Origin of the sequence: Brevibacterium sp. FME17, from assembly GCF_014897515.1 — a bacterium.
In the GTDB taxonomy this organism is placed as follows: domain Bacteria; phylum Actinomycetota; class Actinomycetes; order Actinomycetales; family Brevibacteriaceae; genus Brevibacterium.
This window is the reverse complement of the sequence record NZ_JABUYD010000008.1, coordinates 84426-102331: the sequence shown is the minus strand read 5'-3', so window position 1 is coordinate 102331 and position 17906 is coordinate 84426. Positions and strand designations below refer to the sequence as shown.

The following is a 17906-nucleotide window of genomic DNA, read 5'->3' as shown; positions in this document are numbered from 1 at the left end:
AAAGCTCGGTCCATGCGGGCTCGCTTCACATAGTCTCGAGGCTGCGCAGCTGGGCTGGGCAGCCTGAGGCAGCAAGCTGAGCACTCTGAATCAGACTGAGCTGGTTGCAAATCAACTCGGAGTGACTTAGACGGTAGAGCGCCGGCGCCCGCGGCACCGAGACGGGGTTCAGTACGCACGAACTGGCGCGCACGAGGAGTCTCAGCCAGATCGAGGTCTCGCTAAGGCTGCATCGAAGTTTCAGAGCTCGCGTTTAAACCAGAGCCCTGAAACTTCGGCCGAGCTGCTTCTCCGCACAGCCTTCCCAACACCTTCCCCCGCCTGAGCCCCACGGTCCTCACGCGGGTGCCCCATGCCGGGGTCTCCCCTTAGGCGTCGGCCATTTCGAGGGCGGCTTCGGGCTTCGTGGTCCTGGCTCGCACGATCGCGAGGAGGGACATCACGACTCCGATGATCGCCCAGGCCAGCAGGCCGCCATAGGCAGCGGCCACGCCCGTGGTTCCGGCGGTGATCGCAACGAAGCCGTTCATCGCCGGCGTCAGCGGCAGGATCGGGGCGAGGAAGTCGAAGAAGCCGGGCACCGCGCCGATCGTTCGGCCGGCTACAGCCAGGACCACGGCGATCACCGACAGGAACCTGCCCACGCCGCCGAACCACGCCACCAGTGCGAAGTTGAGCACCATGAACACCAGCGCGGAGACGAACGTCAACACCGCGATGTCGAAGCCTTGGACGGCGTCGATATCCAACACAGTCACCGCCAGGATCGACAGCACCAGGGCCTGCAGCAGTCCCACAATTACGCCAGGCACCAATCCGCGCAGCCAGACGGCCACCGAGGACTTCGTCGAGAGCAGAGTCGAGGCGGGGATCGGCTTGAGCACCGTGTAGGTGACGAGTCCGCCGACCCACAGGGCGAGCATGATGAGCAGCGCAAGAGTCGATCCCTGCAGCACATCGCCCGCGTCGGAGGAGTCCGGCGACTTGATGTTCTCCGAGGCGACTGTGGAGAGCTTGTCACGCTCCGGTGCCGAATAGGAGGGAACCTCGTCCGCGCCCTTCTTCACACCGTCGGCAAACTTGCCGACTCCTTGCGAATACTTGTCTGTGCCCTCGGACAGGGTGTCCAGTCCGGCCGCAAGGTCAGAGGTGCCGGTGGCAGCAGTGGAGACACCGGTCGTGTACTGGTCGAGTCCCGTGGAGAATTCGCCGAGTCCATCGGAGAGCTGTCCGGCACCGTCGTCGAGTTCGCTCGAACCATCGGCGACCTTGGCGATGCCGTCGCTGAGCTCCGGCATTCCGTCGGCAAGCTTCTGATTGCCTTCGGCGACACCGGAGGCACCATCGCGCAGACCCTTCGAGGCCTCGAGCAGCTTCGGAGCATTCTTCGAGATGTCCTCCATGCCCTTGGTGAGTTCACCGAGGCCGTCTTCGAGTCCCTTGACGAACTTGCTCATGCCGTCGCTGAGTTCACCCGCACCGTCGGCGAGCTTGTCCGCTCCGCCGAGCAGCGACTCGCCGTCCTGCTTCTGCTCCAGACCGTCGACGGCGCTGTTCAGGCCACCCGAGGTGCCGTTGAGCAGCCCCTGAGCGTAGGCCTTCTCAATGCCGGCGCAGACCTCGTCCGGTGTGCCGGCAGGGCACATCTGAGCACGTGCCTGATCGGCCTCGTCCTGGGTCATCATGCCCGCCGACACCAGCGAATCGAGACCGGTCACGGTTCCGCTCTTGGCCAGCTGATCGGCCTGGTCGGCGCCTTCCTGGAGCCCGTCGCGGTACTGGCCGAGACCCGTTGACAGGCCTTCTGCACCCTCGGAGACTCCCTGGGCACCCTTGTCGAGGTCCTTGCCGCCCTTGAGGAGATCATCGAGACCGCCCTCGCCGGAGCCGGAGTCACCGGAACCGGCGAAGCCCTTGATGATCTGGTCGATGGACTTCGTGTACTCGTCGACTCCCCCGGAGAGCTCTCCGGCACCGTCAGCCAGCTTCTGCGTGCTGTCGGGCAGATCCGCCGTCGACTTCTTCATGTCCTGGAGACCGCCCGAAAGTTCAGAGGTGCCCTTCGACAGTTCACCAGCACCCTTGGACAGGTCTCCGGCGCCCTTGCTGAGTTCGGATCCAGAAGAGTCGAGCTTGTCCATACCGGCGGAGAGTTCACCGGCCCCGCTCGCGGATTTCTCCGTCCCCTTCGCCAGCTCTTCGCCACCCTCGTCGAGTTCACCGGCGGCGTCTCCGAGGTCCTTCATCTGATCACCCATGTCGTTGAAGCCGACATAGATGTTGTCGAGGTAGGTCTCGGTCATCTGCGTGTTGAAGGTTGTCCGTGCCACTCCGGCCACGGACTGCGCGATCTGGGTGTCGGCGGCCGGAGCGACTCCGGAGACGTCGACGTCCAGCTGCGTCTGAGTTGCCGACTTGGCATCGCTGACCGAGGTCACAGCCCGGGAGAAGCCCTCGGGGATCGTCAGAGTCGCTGCGTAGGACCCATCGGACATGCCCTTCTCGGCATCGTCCTCATCGGTGATGACCCAATGGATGTTGTTGTCCTCTTCACCCACAAGCCCGCTGGTCAGCTGCCGGCCGATCGGCACGGTCTCACCATCCACCTCGGCGCCGTCGTCATTGTTGACGATCGCGGCCTCGATCGTATCGAGGCGATCGGTGCTGTTGTACGTGGCCAGAATGAATCCAGCGGCCACGATGATCGGGATGAGCACCAGACCGAAGAGGGACAGCCAGGTCACGGGCCGTTTCGAGTTCGCACGTTCGAGTCTCACGACTGCACGCCTTCCATTTCGCTGCGACCGGCCGCGTGGGCTTGCACGCCGCCGTTGTCATTGTCGGTTCCACGCTCAGCCTCCGGCTTGGCCTCATCGAGATCGAGGTGGAAGTAGTTCGTGTTCGGGGACAGGATCCCGGTGATGTCGCCGTCGGGCAGACCCAGCACGATTGCCGTGCCCTCGGCCTGCAGATCGAAGAGTAGATCGCGTACGTCCCGGCCGCTTTCTCCGGCCAGTGCACCTGCTTCGCTGATGATGAGCAGGTCCGGCGCCGAGGTGCGCAGCTGTGAGAGCTCGCGTGACCCTGGCATCGTCCCCGGCCCGTTCTTATCGAGGTCGAAGTACGGGACACGACGACGCACCCGTCCGGCATGTTCGGGCAGGACCATGTCTCCGATCTTCATCTCACCGGCGGAAAGTCCGACGCGACCGGAGAGAGCCAGCAGCAATGCCTTGCGTGCTTGGCCGCTGGCGACGAGGATCTGGCCCGGTGAGAGCGAGATGTCGACCTGGGCGAATCCGCGTCGACCCGAGCTGACGGCGATGCCGCGACCGTAGACCCGGTATTCGGAGTCCGGTTCCGGCCAATCTCGCAGAGCCACCTCGTGGGCAAGGCCTTCTCCTTCGACATCGAGGCGGGGCAGGATGCGGTCGAGCCACTTCGGCAGCCACCAGGCCTTGTCGCCGAGCATCTGCATGATGGCAGGCACCAAGGACATGCGCACCAGGAAGGCGTCGACGAAGATGCCGGAGGCCAAAGCGAGGGCGATGGACTTGATGATCGGCTCGCCCGCAGGAACGAACGCGGCGAAGACGGAGAACATGATGATCGCCGCGGCCGAGACCACTCTGGCAGAGGAGGCGAAGCCGGCCTTGATCGCGTCCCTGGCTGTGGCCCCGTGGACATAGGCCTCGCGCATTCCGGAGACGAGGAACACCTCGTAGTCCATGGCGAGTCCGAACAGGATGCCCATGAGGATGATCGGCAGGAAGCTGATCACCGGCCCCGTCGAGTCGATGCCCAGTGGACCGGCGAAGAGTCCGTCGTGGAAGACGAGGACCACGGTGCCGAAGGAGGCGAAGACGGACAGGAGGAAGCCGCCGGTGGCCTTGATCGGCACCCAGATCGAACGGAAGACCATCATGAGCAGGATGATCGAGAGTCCGACGACGAAGATGCCGAAGGGCACCAGCGCCTTGCCGAGCTGATCGGAGACGTCGATCTGGATCGCCGTGGCACCGGTGACCGCGGTTTCGAAACCGTCCTCGTCCTCAATGTCCGCGCTCAGGTCCCGGAGCCGGTCGACGGTGCCGAGAGTTGCCGGGTCTTCGGAGCTGGTGGTGGGGATGATCTGGAACAGAGCGGTCGTCGCATCCCGGTTCGGGGTGGCGAGGACGACCTGATCGACGCCGTCGACGTCTTCGATCTCGTTCTCGATCTTCTCGACATCATCGAGGGGGTCATCGGAGGTCACGATCTCGCTGGTCATGACCAGCGGTCCGTTGAAGCCGGGCCCGAAGTGCTTGTCGATGAGGTCATAGGTGGTTCGGGCAGGGGCGCCCTCCTCCTGGCTGCCTGCGGTCGGCAGGGAGAGCTGGAGGTTGGAGGCGGGGATCGCGAACAGCGCGAGTCCACCCACGATGATGACGACTGTCAGCAGCGGAATCTTCGTCACCACGCGCAGCCAACCGGCGAAGAACCTATTCATGATCGTCTTCGGGTACGGTTCACCGGCCTCAGCTTCCGCCTCGGCGGCAATCGATGTCCGGGAGACGGAGTCATCCGCCTTCTTCTGGGCGGTAGCGAACGCCCGGCGGTAGCGCTTCGACGGCTTGGGTGTGATCTTCTCCTTGACCAGTCCCAGCAATGCGGGAACCATCGTCAGGGAGATCAGCACGGCGATGACGACGGAGCCGGAGGCGCCGATGCCCATGACGGTGAGGAATGGAATTCCGGCCAGGGACAGTCCGAGCAGCGCAATCATCACGGTCATGCCCGCGAAGACGACGGCAGATCCAGCAGTGGCGACGGCCCGTCCGGTGGCCTCGAGCGGGTCGTGGCCCTCGGCCAGGAGCGCCCGGGCCCTGGAGACGATGAACAGTGCATAGTCGATGCCGACTGCCAGGCCCAACATCAGCGCCAACATGATCGATGAGGAGTTGACCGCGCCGAAGGCCGTGGATCCCACGACCAGGAGAACAGAGATGCCGACGCCGATGAGGGCCGTGATCAGGGGCATGCCCGCTGCGCGGAAGGAGCCGAGGGTGAGCAGCAGAACGATGAAGGCGATGACGACGCCGATGCCTTCGACCCAGGAGATCGCCACACCGGTGATCTGGAAGAGTTCGCCGCCGCCTTCGACCTGGGAACCATCCGGCAGTGCATCGCGAAGCGGATCCAGTTCGTTCAGGAGATCATCGGGTGCGGCCTCGCCGACCTCCTGCTGGGTGCCGTCGTACTGGACGGAGATCATCGCGGCGGATTCGTCGCCGCTGATCGCGCCATCGACCAGGTCGTCGAAGGGTGAGGTCACGGCGTCGACGTGCGGGAGGTCTTCGAGCCGATCGACTTCCTTCTCGATCTCGTCCTTGTAGGTGGAGTCTTCGACCGAGTCGCCTTCAGCGGCGACGACGATGACGTCTGCGGCGACGCCCGAGGCTTCGGGGAAGGTGGCGCGCATCGAGTCGAGTGCGACTTGTGCTTCGGAACCGGGGAGGGTGAAGTCGTCGTCGAAGTCCTTCGCGAATGCTGCGACACCGGCACCGACGAGTCCGAAGATCACCAGCCACAGAGCGATGAATCGAATGGGGGCGCGATAGGCACGTCGACCCAGGGCGTACAAGAATGTTGACACGAAGACCTCGATACAAAAGTGTATTGGATACAGTAATGTATTGTTGTTGACTCAGTGCCCTCAGCGCAAATGCATCAGGAGTTTCGTGAAGATTCTCATCGGATGCCCAGGCCGATACCGAGGCGCACCCGACTACAACAGCACCGCCCCGCGACAACAGCACCGCGACCACCACGACGATGAAATGCCGATGAATACAGACAATCTCAGCGCCCGCAGACGGCAGACCCGATCCACCTTGGTGGAGGCGGGCGTGTCCGTCTTCGCCGTCAAGGGCATCGACGGGGCTTCGATCGAGGAGATCTGCGAGGCCGCCGGGTTCACTCGAGGCGCGTTCTACTCGAACTTCTCCAGCCGCGACGATCTGGTTCTGGCCACGATCGAACAGCGCACCTCCCATGACCTGGACCTGCTCGACGCCAGCATCGAACGTTGGCGCGATCGCCTCAACTCCAGTCGCCCCGAGGACATCGAAGGCTTCCTCCGGGAGTTCATCGACGATACCTTCAGTCAGAAGAGGGCCACCGCCGCCGAGGTGATCGCTGAGCATGAGATCCAGCTGTACTGTCTGCGTACGCCTGGCCTTTACCCCAGGTACGCAGAGCTGAACTCCTTCCAAGGACAGCGAATCCTATCGCTGATCGAAAACGCCATCGACTTCGCGGAAGCCGCATCGACGATTCCGCTCAAAGACCTCATCGAGGCGCTCACCGCCGTCCACTCGCAGGCATCTCTGCGTGCAGTTGCAGGGAAGAGACTTCACGAGGTCGTCGAGATCGACTCGACCCAGATGGTGCGCATCCTCAGCCGGCTGCTGGACTTCTCGCAGAAGTCCTAGACTCAGGCTCCAAACGCCACGGACCGGCGCCTAGGCACTAAAGTGGTGGCCGTGAATGAACTACAGCGCGAATATTACGCCTTCATCAACAACATGGATGTCCGCCTCGGCGCCTTCGTCCTCGCCGACCTGCCCGAGACCTTCGACAAGGAAGACGGGGAGACGGTGCCGTTCCCCAAGGACTTCGGCCCCAAATCCCTGCCGATGCTCGAGTTCTTCGTCCTCTCGCAGTTCTCCTCGCCGGACGAGGTGATCGACCCGGAGAACCGCAGGTTCGTCGAGGGCCTCATCCGCTACCTCGGCGAAACCTATCTCCGTGCGATCGGAGGAGCCTGGGATCACGACGAGGAGACCGGAAACGGGATGCCGTTCATCCGTCCGGACACCGAAGAGGGCCCGTTGAAGGGTGAGCCGATCCCCATCCTGGCGATCATCCTCGCCGCGGTCGACGCCCGGACCGCCGAAGTCTTCACGGCTGTCCTGGCCAAGGCCCGCGAGAATCTGGGTGGTGACGGCGAGCCGAAGCGCAGCTGCACCGGCCTGGCGATGGGGATGCTCACCGCTGAGAACTCCAGCGAGGATGAGGTTGAATTCCTCTCCCAATTCATCGGCACCGTGGAACCGGGCATCGCGGCCTGGTCCCAGGAACAGGCCGACCCGTCCTCGTGGGAGTTCGGGCGAGAGAGCCTTGTCCGGCTGGGCAAGCAGCTCAAGGCACGCTACGACTCACGCGATGAGATGATGAGCGAGGAAGAGACCCCGTTCGTCGCCGGAGCGATGCGCTTCATCGGCGAGTCCATTCGGCGGATCGGATTCGGGCAGTGGCGCTACGGTGCGAACCTCGAGGCCGATGACCCCCGCAGCCGTCAGCCCTTCATCCGTTTCCGGGTCGGCGATCAGAACCTCGATATGGTGCCGTGGCGCCTGGCCCAGACGGCGCTCGACGATTCGAACTCGATCGCCTCTGGCCTCGACACGATCATCTCGATGCGCGATGAAGAGGCCGCAAGCGAAGCTGCCGCCAAGACTGCGGACGGCGCCGAGGCGGACCAGAGCTGAGGGTTACTGCTCAGAGCTGATAGCGACGGTTGCCCTGCATCCCATCCGCCGGTGAGCCGGGAGCCAGGTCGATCTGCTTACGCTTCGGGTCCACCTGCACGGTGACCAGGGTCGCTGACCGGTCCCCATATGCGGCCCCGGGCGCCGGGGTGCAGGACACCGGCGCTTCGCCTGGCCCGGTGGTCAGAAGGTCGATGAGATCGGCCGTGGACTCGGGACCACCGGAAGCTCCAGCTCGGATGGAGTAGTCCTCCAGTCGCCGCTCCAGGTGAGCATGCCGTGCCCGCGAGGTTGACGTCGCGTTGAGCTCGAGGCTCCCGGGGACGAGTTCGGGGTGGAGGAAGTGGTTCGTGTGCAGCAGGAAGCCCGACCCCGAGCCCGGCGATGCGCTCGAACCTCCGGCACGACGCTCGCGCTTCTGGACGTTGGCGATCTCGACCTGGACCACCTCGTCGGCGGTGACCACCGTGATGATCGACGAGGACGTGGTGGGTGCCGAGTGGATGATCTCGAGTGCCTCGTCCAGGGTCGTCGCCGTCGACAGGACTCGTTCGAGGATCATGTGGATGGGCACTCCCCCGGCACCATCGCCCTCGTGCTTGAGGATGTTGAGCAGGACGCCGACGCCGGCCTCGTTGAGACCGATTTTGCCGAGCATCCCGTATTCGGCGATGCCCACGTGACGCAGCTGGCCGGGCACAGCACCCACGTCGTTGATGTGCCACAGCGTCGAGAAGTCGGCGGCCCAATCCCAGTTCTGTGCCGCAAGCGAGCCGCCCGGGCGGGTGAAGCTCACGGTCGAGCACTCCGTCGCCGAGGCTGGTGCCAGGGTCATGATCTCGGTGCGGGCGATGACCTCCATCAGTTCATCGACGGGAACCTTCGCCCCCTCGGCCACGGCTGCGACCTCCTCGGCGGCTTCCGGAGACCACGCCTGGAGACGCGCGTGACTCGACGCGGCAGCGGCACGGACATCCACCTCGGCGATGGACAGGAATTCGAAGTAGCGCCGGTAGCCGGCGATCGCGGATTCGATGCCGGTGCGCAGCTCACGCCCGCGCTGGGCACCGCGCTGCACGTGGTCAGCGGCTCGAGAGGTGAAAGTCTCCGGCCTGACCTCGGCCGCGGGAACGTACTCTGTACTCATCAGCGTCTTCTCTTCTCACTGGAACATATTCTCACTGGGACATACTTGCCTCACGCCTGTGAGACGAGCGACCCCACTCCGACTTCGATGTCCAGGTAGTGCATGTGGGCGGCTGTCTCCGCCAGGGCTGCGAACAGGTTGAAGTTGTGCAGCGATTCGAATCCGCGCGACCAGTGCAGGCCCTGCGCGATCGAATAGACGCTGTGGTCCTCGGTGGCGTCCAAACGCTCGGTGATCTCACCCAGTCGCTGCTGATGATGCTCGACGAGTTCGCGCCTGCGGTCGTGGAGACCCTGGAAGCGGAACCCGTGCGCCGGCAGAACCGCCACCTCGGCGTCCAGTTTTCCGATCTTGTCCAGAGAACCCAGATAGTCGCCGAGGCTGTGCGTGATCGCGCCGCTGTCGAGTCCGATGTTCGGGGTGATCGTCGGGAGCACGTGGTCGCCAGAGAACAGCAGCTGGTCCTCGTCGCGGATGAAGACCGAATGGCCGTAGGTGTGTCCGGGAGTCCACAATGCCCGCAGCGCTCCGGACTCCAGTGGCAGCTCGGAGCCGTCCTCGAGGATGCTGATGGTGTCGGGCATGCTGCTCATCAGCAGTGCGAAATCGTTTTTGGATCCTGCGCCGCCCTTGTTCTTCTTGCTGCCGACCTGGAGGCTTTCGACCTCGGACCAACGGTCTTCGGGAACGCCGTAGGCGCGAGCGATGTTGATGCTCGGGTCGACCCCGGTGCCCAGGTCCACACTCTGGGAGAAGAACTGTTTGATCGAGCGCAGATCTTCGCCGTGCATGGCGACCCACATGTCAGGGTTCTTGTGAAGCAGAGCCGGGACCAGCCCGATGTGGTCGCGGTGGTAGTGGGTGATGGCGATCCCGTGCACGTTCGCGACAGTGAATCCCAGGGACTTCAGCGCCGAGGTGAGCGCGAGGTATTGGTCCTTGCCGTCCCAACCCGGATCGATGAGGATCAGGCCCGAGCCGTCGGCGATTCCGTAGCAATAGGTGTAGACGAGTGGGTTGTCGGGGATCGGGACGGGAATCGCCCAGACACCTTCGGCAACGTTCTCCACTGGGGGCAGAACTCTGTCTTTCCACGCCTTCGACTGCGCTGAACTGAGTGTTTCGATCGCCATTGTTCGCCGTTGCCTCTCATCGTCGAGCATCATGGCCGGGCCCGTTTGGGACCGAACCATCGCGGCCCCGTCAAGCCGCGGGCCGACATTGCCAATGCTGATCAACCTACTCTCTTTTCACTGTTACTGAAAAGTCGTTCGATAGGCGGGATAAGGTCAGCGGCCTTCTGTCGACGGCAGGGGGACGGCGCCAGCTGCAAGGACAGCGACTGCGGGTTGGCGGCAGAGGGACGGAACCAGTCGCAAGAACGGTGACAGCGAGTGGACGGGCGTCCTCGGCGAAGAGGTGGATGACGATAGGCGTGTGGCTGGTAATCAGCAACCTCGGCTACTGGATTCGTTGCAATTAAACCGATGCAGGTGAAGTTATCGTTTCGATCGGTGGAATTGATTGCGTTTTCGGTTGCCGAGGGGATAGTGTCTATGGCGCAGATCACTTCCGCGTCTGTGCAAATGCACGGTCGAGTGGGATCGCTGCGACATTCAGCAAGACTCATTGGGGAGGATTGATATGGCTGCGTCTGGCTCACTGAAACGCAACCTCGGGCTGTGGTCCATCGTCGGGCTCGGTCTCGGATATATGACGCCGACGGTGGTCTTCGATACGTTCGGGATCGTGTCGGATGAGACAAGCGGCGCGGTACCCGCCGCGTACCTCATCGCTCTCATCGTCATGGTGTTCACGGCCTTCAGTTACGGAAAAATGGTCAAGGTCTTCCCGACAGCGGGTTCGGCCTATACGTACACCCGCGAAACCATGAGCCCCGGACTCGGGTTCCTGGTCGGCTGGACTTCTCTCATGGACTATCTGCTGTTGCCGATGGTCAACTGCCTCATCGCCCGGCTGTATATGGAATCACTGGTGCCCGACGCCCCCGCTTGGCTGTGGGTGGTCATCTATACCGTGGTCATGACCGGCATCGTCTCCACGTCCATGCGCGGAACGGCCAACTTCAACGGCGTCCTCCTGGTCTTCGCCCTCGTCATGGTCGTGCTCTTCTGCGTCATCGCCGCCTACAAACTGAGCACCGGTGACGGCCCCGGAGTCGTCTTCAGCCCCGAGCCCTTCATGCACGAAGGCGTGCACATGTCGGCACTACTCACCGGGGCCACAGTGGTCTGCTTCTCGTTCATCGGCTTCGATGCCGTGACGATGTACACCAATGAGGCAAAACACGTGAGCATCATGCCCAAAGCCATCATCCTCACGGTGCTTTTCGGCGGCGCCCTCTTCCTCGTTGCCAGCTACTTCGCTCAGCAGCTCTTCCCCGACAACTCGCAGTTCAGCGTCGTCGACGATCCGCTGCCGGAGATCGGCATGCTCACCGGAGGCCCTGTCTTCATGGGCTTCTTCCTTGCCGCCGCCTTCGCCGCCACTGTGGCATCGGGCCTGGCCTCTCACGCCTCGGTCTCCCGCATGCTTCTGGTGATGGGACGCAACGGCGTTCTGCCACGCAAGGCATTCGGCTACATCCATCCGAAGACCCATACTCCGATGTTCAACATCATCCTGGTCGGAGCGGTGTGCCTGCTGGCGATGTCGTTCAGCCTCGAGTTCATCTCTGCTCTGATCAACTTCGGAGCGCTCATCGCCTTCACCTTCGTCAACCTCACGGTGATCGCGCACTTCGCGTTCCGTACCCGCCAGGTCGTCGATTTCAAGTCGGCATTCAACTATGTGGTGATGCCTGCGATCGGCGCAATCTTGACGGGAATTCTGTGGGTGAGCCTGCACCACACCGCACTCATCGGCGGTGTCGTGTGGTTGGCCATCGGCGTCATCTACCTGGCTGTGCTCACCCGCGGCTTCAAGCGCACGGTCCGCAGCTTCGACGACCCCGAGGCCGACGCCGAGATGTCCGAACCGGAGTCCGCTGCGGAGTAGGGCTTAAGCGGCCTGCTGGGGATTGCGCCAGCACTTAACGGCGGCTCCGATCCACGGCGGCCTGAGGCGACGCGACCAGCGCTACCCGCAGAGTTCTGCAGTCGAAGTCAGGAACTACACGTTTTCACAGTGCAGGTCCTGACTTCGACTGTGGAGTGGAGCAATTGGAGCTGCAGAAGTCCCCGTTCACCATCGACGCTCTCACCATCCACCATTGTTGTGTCTGTGCCAGCACTGTTCAGCGCGGTCTGCTGGCCAACAATCCGGTTTCGGGATGGCAATTGCGGTATTCGAACTGACCTTGAGCACGCCCGACGACGAACACTTCGTGGGTGAGCTTGAGGTGGCCGCTGCCGCCATGTTCGCCGAGGTAGCGCATAGCCACCCCAAAGATCGCTTTGTGCGTCGGATGTGCACGGGCCCAATCATCGAGGTCTGCCATACTGTTCCACCAACTCAGCCCAAAACTTTGATCAATAGGCGCTCCAGCCTCGTCAAGAACTTTCGCATAGCGATTGTCGATGCATCCAACCTCAGCACCGTCAGAGGTGAGGTAGTCCATTCCTATGCGCAGCGTCGGCTCGACCTCATCGAGGTACATGCGCCGTTCAGCGCCTGCGGTTTCAGACCAGTCCTGTCCAGATCTGATGAGACAAAGGTTCTCGATTTCGCGAATAATCGTTCCTTCCGGGGCACTGTCTGCATCACCGCACTCGAATTTCAATGAGTCCGTTTGCGCCGCCGGCATTCTGTCCCGAGCACTCCCCCAATAGCCGTGTTCTTGAATTTCACCGCTTAGTGACGCGGCGAGGTGCGCGACGCCCTGGACATGATCTGAGGAGTAGAGCGTTTCAACGCGGTCCATTGACGGCCAAATTTCCTCGACGTAGAATCCCCAGTCAGATCCTGCCGCAGCCGACTTCAGCCAGTCGACTCTCAACTGATCGGCGTCACGGCGCCCCTGTTCTCCTCCATCCAGGTAGCAGATGATCATCCTGTTGAGCATGCCTACGCTATCGACGAATGTGGACTGATCTCTGAATAGGACACCTTCAGCTTGTCCCGTCACACTCATGTAGGACTGACAATGATCGTGCAGGTCACATCGGAGCTTCTCTCGATTCGGCACTTGGATGCCGAGAATGAGCATTGTCAGCCCTGACCGCTCCGGATCGAAGCGTGCCGAGAACGAGGGGTAGGGTGGTTGCCACCTTTCCTTCATCGCCATAGGACAGGTGCGTTCACGACGCAGGTGTTCGGGGATTGCTGACTCGAACGCAGTCATTTTCAGTCCTCCACTGTGTACAGATCTGCCGCTGGTTCCGCGTCGGCCAGGGTGGCGACTTGGACGGTTTTCGGCGTGTGATTGCGATTGACGAGAAGGCGGAACACGTCAGGACGTGAGTAATGTCCGACAGGATCCGCAGCAGATTTCGCTATAGCGATGAGAGAGGGATCGAGCTCGGCGTACAGTATTCCCTCTTCGTCCGGGCTCAGAGGGGCCGCAAGCTCCGAACCGTCCGGGCCGAAGATTCGGGCGTACCCGCCCCCGATATTGAGCAGATGTTTCTTCACCTCTGTGTCGCAGAAGGTCTCGATCGCTGCCTGGCCCACAACCCCACAGGGTGCAAGGACGAAGGCTTGCCCTTCTGCGGCGTACACGCGGCTGGCAGCAGTGTTGACCGCAGGGCTCAGCGCCTCAGCGGCACCCTCATATATCGAGAATGAGGGCCAGGAGCCGATATGGATTTCTTCGTTTTGGGCATACATCGCGTACTTCGTCAGCGGCTGCAGATGTTCCCAGCAGTTGAGAGCGCCGATACTTCCATGCCTGGTTTTGTGGACCTGGAGGTCTGACCCGTCGCCCTCTCCGAATACTGTGCGTTCGACGTGTGTGGGCTTGAGCTTGTGCCTCACTCCCTGCAGCCCTTCTTCGGGATCAATGAAGGCTTGAGCCATGTAGAGACTTCCGCCGACTTTTGCGCTGTAACCGAGAACGACGTAGATGCCGACCTCTTTGGCTGCGGCGCAGATTCGCTCCATCCCCGGCCCATGCGAGTCCATCGAGTTCTGTGCATATCCCGGAACGAAACGCATTCCGTCGGCGGGCGAGTCCAACCAGATCCACCATGGGTAGCCCGGCAGGAATGTTTCGGGAAATGCCACGAGCTCGGCGCCGTTGCCGGCAGCTTCCTGGATGAGTGCGATGGTCTTGTCGACTGTGGCGTCGAGGTCGAGCCAGACGGGTTCTGCCTGCACAGCAGCGGCAGTGATTGTGCGTTCCATGGCGTCTCCTTTAACGAATGTGATCGGTGTCACTTCAGTATCGGAGACTTTGAGGCCCGTGTGTTGACCGAACCTGCCATCGCAGTGACGGAATGTGCCAGCTCGCAGAGCTGGTCGGGTTGCTCTATGAAAAGTCAGTGTTGATCCGCCAGCGCACAGCCTCCAGGCTTTGCTGTCCGCATCAACATGAGTCGTCGAGGAACCGCCTCGGCGTTGTGCCGGTCTCCGCGCGAAAAGCTCGGATGAAGCCGGATCCACTGTCGAACCCACAACGCAGGGCCACGGCATCGACAGTGGAGAGTGGATGGGCACGCAGGTGCTGTTTAGCGGCGTCGATGCGCATACCCCGCATGATTGACGACACCCCGCCTCCAGGAAACACCCGATAGAGAGTGCGGACAGACGCGTGGCATTCGGCAGCCAGCCGAACGACGGACCATCCAGGGTCGGCGAGATCACGCCGCATGATCGATTCTGCTTTTCTCCTCAGTAACTGGTCCGGCAGTTGCATTTCCTCGGCTACGGACCGTGACCGGAGTATCTCAGACAACGAACCGAGCACATGATCGACCATAGGGTCGAGGGCGGGTCCGCCCTCCTGGAGCTGTTCGCTCATCGCAACGAGAAATTGTGCGATCACGCCGCCGGGGGTGCCGACACCATGCGGATCGGCTGTCAAACCCCTCGTATCATCGATGCCGACCGAAGCCTTCGGCAGCTGAACGACGAGCTGTCGGAAATCAGTTGGAAAATGCAGGCTGTACGGCCGCGCGCTGTCGTAGAGGGCGATTCCGCCGGGGTGAAGGTGGGCCGTGCGCCCATCTTGCGAGACATACCCCTCGCCTTCTCGTTGGATCGAAAAGAGAAGATACTCGTCCGAGGCTGTCGCCGCGAACCGACGAGTCCGATACACATCCTGTGCGGATGCCGTCACCGTGGAAAACTCGAGCTCGCCCAGGGTCTCACGACCGATCTCACCGTGAAAAGGCGCGTCCGAGGCACGCCGAGCCGAGAGCTTCACGAAGGTCTCACATATGAGGTCGATCCACACATCGGCAGCTTCATCAGGCGCGGCCAGTTCCGTCGTCAATGTCTGCGAACTATACGCTCTCACAACTCTTCCACCGGTATCGCTCGAGGCGGGCTCCGATGCCCGATCACGGTTGAGGGAAGCATAGCTCAGATCCGATGCAGGGATGCAAAAAGTCCCCGTTCGCTGTCGTTTTCACGATGCGAACGGGGACTTTCACTTTGCGGAAGCGGTGGGATTCGAACCCACGGAGCGGGGTTGCCGCTCAATGGTTTTCAAGACCATCTCCTTCGGCCGCTCGGACACGCTTCCAAGGGTTCGTGATGAACCACGGCCTGCTCCGCACGAGGCTGAGCCACAACAGTTTCTCACAAACCGATTGTCTTCTGCTAATCGATTACCGAAGGACTGGTGTCAGTGTTTCCCAGAGCCGCTGTCCGGCTCAGAAACATCAGCCTGTGACTCTTCGGAATCGTCAGTCTGCGGCTTCTCATACTTTCCCTCGTGCACGACGTGGCGACCAGTCGAGTCCGAATCCTCCGGGGTGGCACCGCGTGCGGCGAACGTAGCGGGCACGGGCGAGACGACGAACTCGTCCTCTTCGTCCTCAAACTCCTCATCGACCGTCTCTGACTGTTCGGCGGGGCTTGGACGACGAATCCTGCTCTGCCTGGCAGCACCGCTGAACTGCGCCGTCGGTTCCTGCAGAGGTGCGGGACGCGGCTGAGGTTCAGCGGGTTCTGCTGCATCGGAGTCCGTATCGACTGCAGTGTCCTTGTCGACCTCGGCGTCCGTGTCGCCCACAGCGTCCGCGTCAGCCACAGCATCCGCTTCGGCCTCGGTGTCCGCGTCGACGGCGGTGTCTGCGTCTGCAACAGCGTCCGTGTCGACCTCGGAGTCCGCGTCAGCCACAGCCTCTGCTTCGATCTCGGCGTCCGCGCCAATGAGAGCTTCGTCTGCTTCGACCACGAGATCGGGCTTCTGCGATCCATCCGCGTCGCTCGAAACGTCTGTGTCGCTTGAAACGTCTGTGTCGCTTGAAACGTCCACGTCGCTCAATCCGTCTGCGGCAGCCGAAATCTCTGCGGCAGTCGCGGGAACGGTGAGCTCCGCTTCCGCAGGAGTGTCACCGGAGCGAGCTGGCTTGCCCTTGAGCACCAGTGTCAGGGTCGACAGCGGAACCGAGAGCCAGTTGGGACGATTGCGCAGTTCGGTGACGACCTCGACAAGCAGCCTGTCGATGAGGGCCGCGCGCAGGACGGGGTCGCCGAGGCCCAGGCTTTCGCCACGGGCACGGGAATATCCGCTGAGCAGCGAATTCTGCACCTGCGAGGCCCAGAGGAATTCCGGGGAATCGTAGATGGTCCGCAGCACGGACGCGTCATTGCCGAAGCCGTTGACAACGAGTCCGCCGTCCTCGGATTCGAGCTCACCGGTCCGCTGCAGTCGGGCGAATCCGGCCGCATAGTCGACGCTGCGCAGCAATGCCACGAGGTCCAGTGCCACCGGCTTCGGATCTGAGTTCGTCGAGTCCGTGAACTTCACGACCGAGTAGCCGTCGGTTCCGGAGCTCACCACGTGATCAAGAGTCAGCTCACCATGGATCTTCTGCAGCACGCCGATCGTCTCCAACGACTGCAGCTTCGCGCGGTGAGCACGCAGCTCGGGCACCAGGGAATCCAGCGCCAGCGGAGCACGGCCCAGCGCCCAATCAATGCGCTCGATCCACTTCTTGGCCAGAAGCTTCGTCGGCTCTCCCCGACCTTCGACGATGCCGAATTCTGCGGCCATGTCTGAGTGGAGCTCACCGATGCGGCGACCCATCTCTGCGGCCTGAGCGTTGTAGGCACCGATCGACCCGGAATCGACAGCGCAGACGATGTCCACGGCCTCGCGCCAAGCGGGTTCTGCGTCGACGTCCACATGCGACAGCAACGCCATCGGGGCTTCCATCTCGGCGACCTCGAACATGTCGTACCACCGACCCGAGCCCCAGCCGATGACTTCGGGAACGCTGCGGGAGCCCGCCTCGGTGAGCAGAACCGGGATCGTCAGCGATGACGGCATCCCGTTCTCCAGCACGCGGAAGAAGCTGAGCTCCATCGGCTCGTATTCGTCGTGGATGATGACCGTCGATTTGTGGGCCCCTGAGTCAGAGACTTCGATGGGGCGGATATCGATGGGCAACTCTTCACGGGAGTCCGTGACCAACGCAGCCTTCGATGGCTTCGGAGGGAGAACCTCGGCGGGGGGACTGTTGAGACCAGACGATGACTGAGGTGAGGCTGTCTGCACCGAGGACTGCACAGGCTGATTGTCCCGCGAGGCCGCCTTCTCCTGGCTGTGGCGTAGCGATTCTGTGCTCAACTGGCCGCCGTCGAAGACCTTGCGCTTGGTGATCGCGTCGGCCATGAGATTGACGAACACGGGATCTGCCGCGCCGTCATAGACGAAGACGTCTCCCAGTGCCAGGTCATCGATCTGGCCGATCAGCGACTTGCGCAGGTGTATGTCTTCGACTCCGCGCAGTGAGAGCGGGATGTTGAGCCGACGCAGGGTCGGGCCGTCACCGACGGAGATCACGGTCACGAGACCGGCGAAACCACCGAGCTCCTCAGCCTTATAGACAAAGGCGCGAGCCACTGACATCGGGGTGATATCGGGGTCAGTTCCGAAGTCTGCGGCGAGCTTGGGAAACCACGACTGCCGAGGTATCCAGCCGGCTAACAGTTGCTCCAGCTCACTGCTGATGGCCATGTCGCCTCCTTGATGGAATTACGGGCACCTTCCATCCAATCATGTTACGGCCCCCGCGCTGTTCAAGGCGCACCCGAAATCATCAACTCCGCGCCACATTCCGTGCTTTCGGCGCGCCATCGGAGTACCGGTGGGC

General features: G+C 62.3%; 11 protein-coding genes and 1 tRNA gene. 3 read left to right on the top strand and 9 right to left on the bottom strand.

All coding sequences use genetic code 11. From position 1 onward, the window contains the following. Positions 1-368 precede the first annotated feature (368 nt). The gene (locus INT40_RS21195) at positions 369-2777 is read right to left on the bottom strand and encodes a YhgE/Pip domain-containing protein (protein WP_096159823.1); all 2409 of its coding nucleotides are present in this window, start codon (positions 2775-2777) and stop codon (positions 369-371) included. Then, on the bottom strand, positions 2774-5635 hold the full coding sequence (locus INT40_RS09465; protein WP_193095991.1) for an MMPL family transporter: 2862 nt from the start codon (positions 5633-5635) through the stop codon (positions 2774-2776). The genes INT40_RS21195 and INT40_RS09465 overlap by 4 nt, the downstream gene beginning before the upstream one ends. 85 nt (positions 5636-5720) lie before the next feature. Between INT40_RS09465 and INT40_RS09460 the strand changes: the two genes are divergently transcribed. Both INT40_RS09460 and INT40_RS09455 read left to right on the top strand, forming a co-directional pair. Beyond that, positions 5721-6473, top strand: a complete 753-nt coding sequence (locus INT40_RS09460; RefSeq protein WP_319021970.1) for a TetR/AcrR family transcriptional regulator — start codon at positions 5721-5723, stop codon at positions 6471-6473. Between the two features lie 51 nt (positions 6474-6524). Beyond that, positions 6525-7532 (top strand): hypothetical protein, encoded by a 1008-nt coding sequence (locus INT40_RS09455; RefSeq protein WP_193095990.1) that lies wholly within the window; start codon positions 6525-6527, stop codon positions 7530-7532. Between the two features lie 10 nt (positions 7533-7542). Here the strand turns inward: INT40_RS09455 and INT40_RS09450 are convergent, their stop codons facing one another. Next, positions 7543-8679 carry a C45 family autoproteolytic acyltransferase/hydolase gene (locus tag INT40_RS09450; protein ID WP_193095989.1) on the bottom strand — a complete coding sequence of 379 codons (1137 nt, stop codon included), beginning with the start codon at positions 8677-8679 and terminating at the stop codon, positions 7543-7545. Positions 8680-8729: 50 nt separating this feature from the next. Continuing rightward, a complete protein-coding gene (locus tag INT40_RS09445; protein ID WP_226831030.1) occupies positions 8730-9872 on the bottom strand; it encodes an MBL fold metallo-hydrolase in 1143 nt (380 codons plus the stop codon). 451 nt (positions 9873-10323) lie between these two features. Between INT40_RS09445 and INT40_RS09440 the strand changes: the two genes are divergently transcribed. Beyond that, entirely contained in the window at positions 10324-11697 is a 1374-nt protein-coding gene (locus INT40_RS09440) for an APC family permease (RefSeq protein WP_193095988.1), read from the top strand. 238 nt (positions 11698-11935) lie between these two features. On the opposite strand, the gene INT40_RS09435 is transcribed toward INT40_RS09440, so the two are convergent. The 5 genes from INT40_RS09435 to INT40_RS09415 all read right to left on the bottom strand — a co-directional run bounded on the left by INT40_RS09435 (position 11936) and on the right by INT40_RS09415 (position 17770). Beyond that, positions 11936-12982 (bottom strand): phenylacetaldoxime dehydratase family protein, encoded by a 1047-nt coding sequence (locus INT40_RS09435; protein WP_193095987.1) that lies wholly within the window; start codon positions 12980-12982, stop codon positions 11936-11938. 2 nt (positions 12983-12984) lie between these two features. Beyond that, positions 12985-13983 (bottom strand): carbon-nitrogen hydrolase family protein, encoded by a 999-nt coding sequence (locus INT40_RS09430; RefSeq protein ID WP_193095986.1) that lies wholly within the window; start codon positions 13981-13983, stop codon positions 12985-12987. Positions 13984-14164: 181 nt separating this feature from the next. Further along, complete coding sequence (locus INT40_RS09425; protein WP_193095985.1) at positions 14165-15073, bottom strand: helix-turn-helix domain-containing protein; 909 nt, start codon at positions 15071-15073, stop codon at positions 14165-14167. A gap of 164 nt (positions 15074-15237) precedes the next feature. Beyond that, positions 15238-15325 (bottom strand) — tRNA-Ser (locus INT40_RS09420). 102 nt (positions 15326-15427) lie between these two features. Next, positions 15428-17770 carry a maltokinase N-terminal cap-like domain-containing protein gene (locus tag INT40_RS09415; protein ID WP_193095984.1) on the bottom strand — a complete coding sequence of 781 codons (2343 nt, stop codon included), beginning with the start codon at positions 17768-17770 and terminating at the stop codon, positions 15428-15430. Positions 17771-17906 lie beyond the last annotated feature (136 nt).

Coding starts and splice junctions, on each gene's coding strand:
- INT40_RS09450 (WP_193095989.1), bottom strand. CDS start 8,679: ATGAGTACAGAGTACGTTCCCGCGGCCGAGGTCAGGCCGGAGACTTTC.
- INT40_RS09445 (WP_226831030.1), bottom strand. CDS start 9,872: ATGGTTCGGTCCCAAACGGGCCCGGCCATGATGCTCGACGATGAGAGG.
- INT40_RS09440 (WP_193095988.1), top strand. CDS start 10,324: ATGGCTGCGTCTGGCTCACTGAAACGCAACCTCGGGCTGTGGTCCATC.
- INT40_RS09435 (WP_193095987.1), bottom strand. CDS start 12,982: ATGACTGCGTTCGAGTCAGCAATCCCCGAACACCTGCGTCGTGAACGC.
- INT40_RS09430 (WP_193095986.1), bottom strand. CDS start 13,983: ATGGAACGCACAATCACTGCCGCTGCTGTGCAGGCAGAACCCGTCTGG.
- INT40_RS09415 (WP_193095984.1), bottom strand. CDS start 17,770: ATGGCCATCAGCAGTGAGCTGGAGCAACTGTTAGCCGGCTGGATACCT.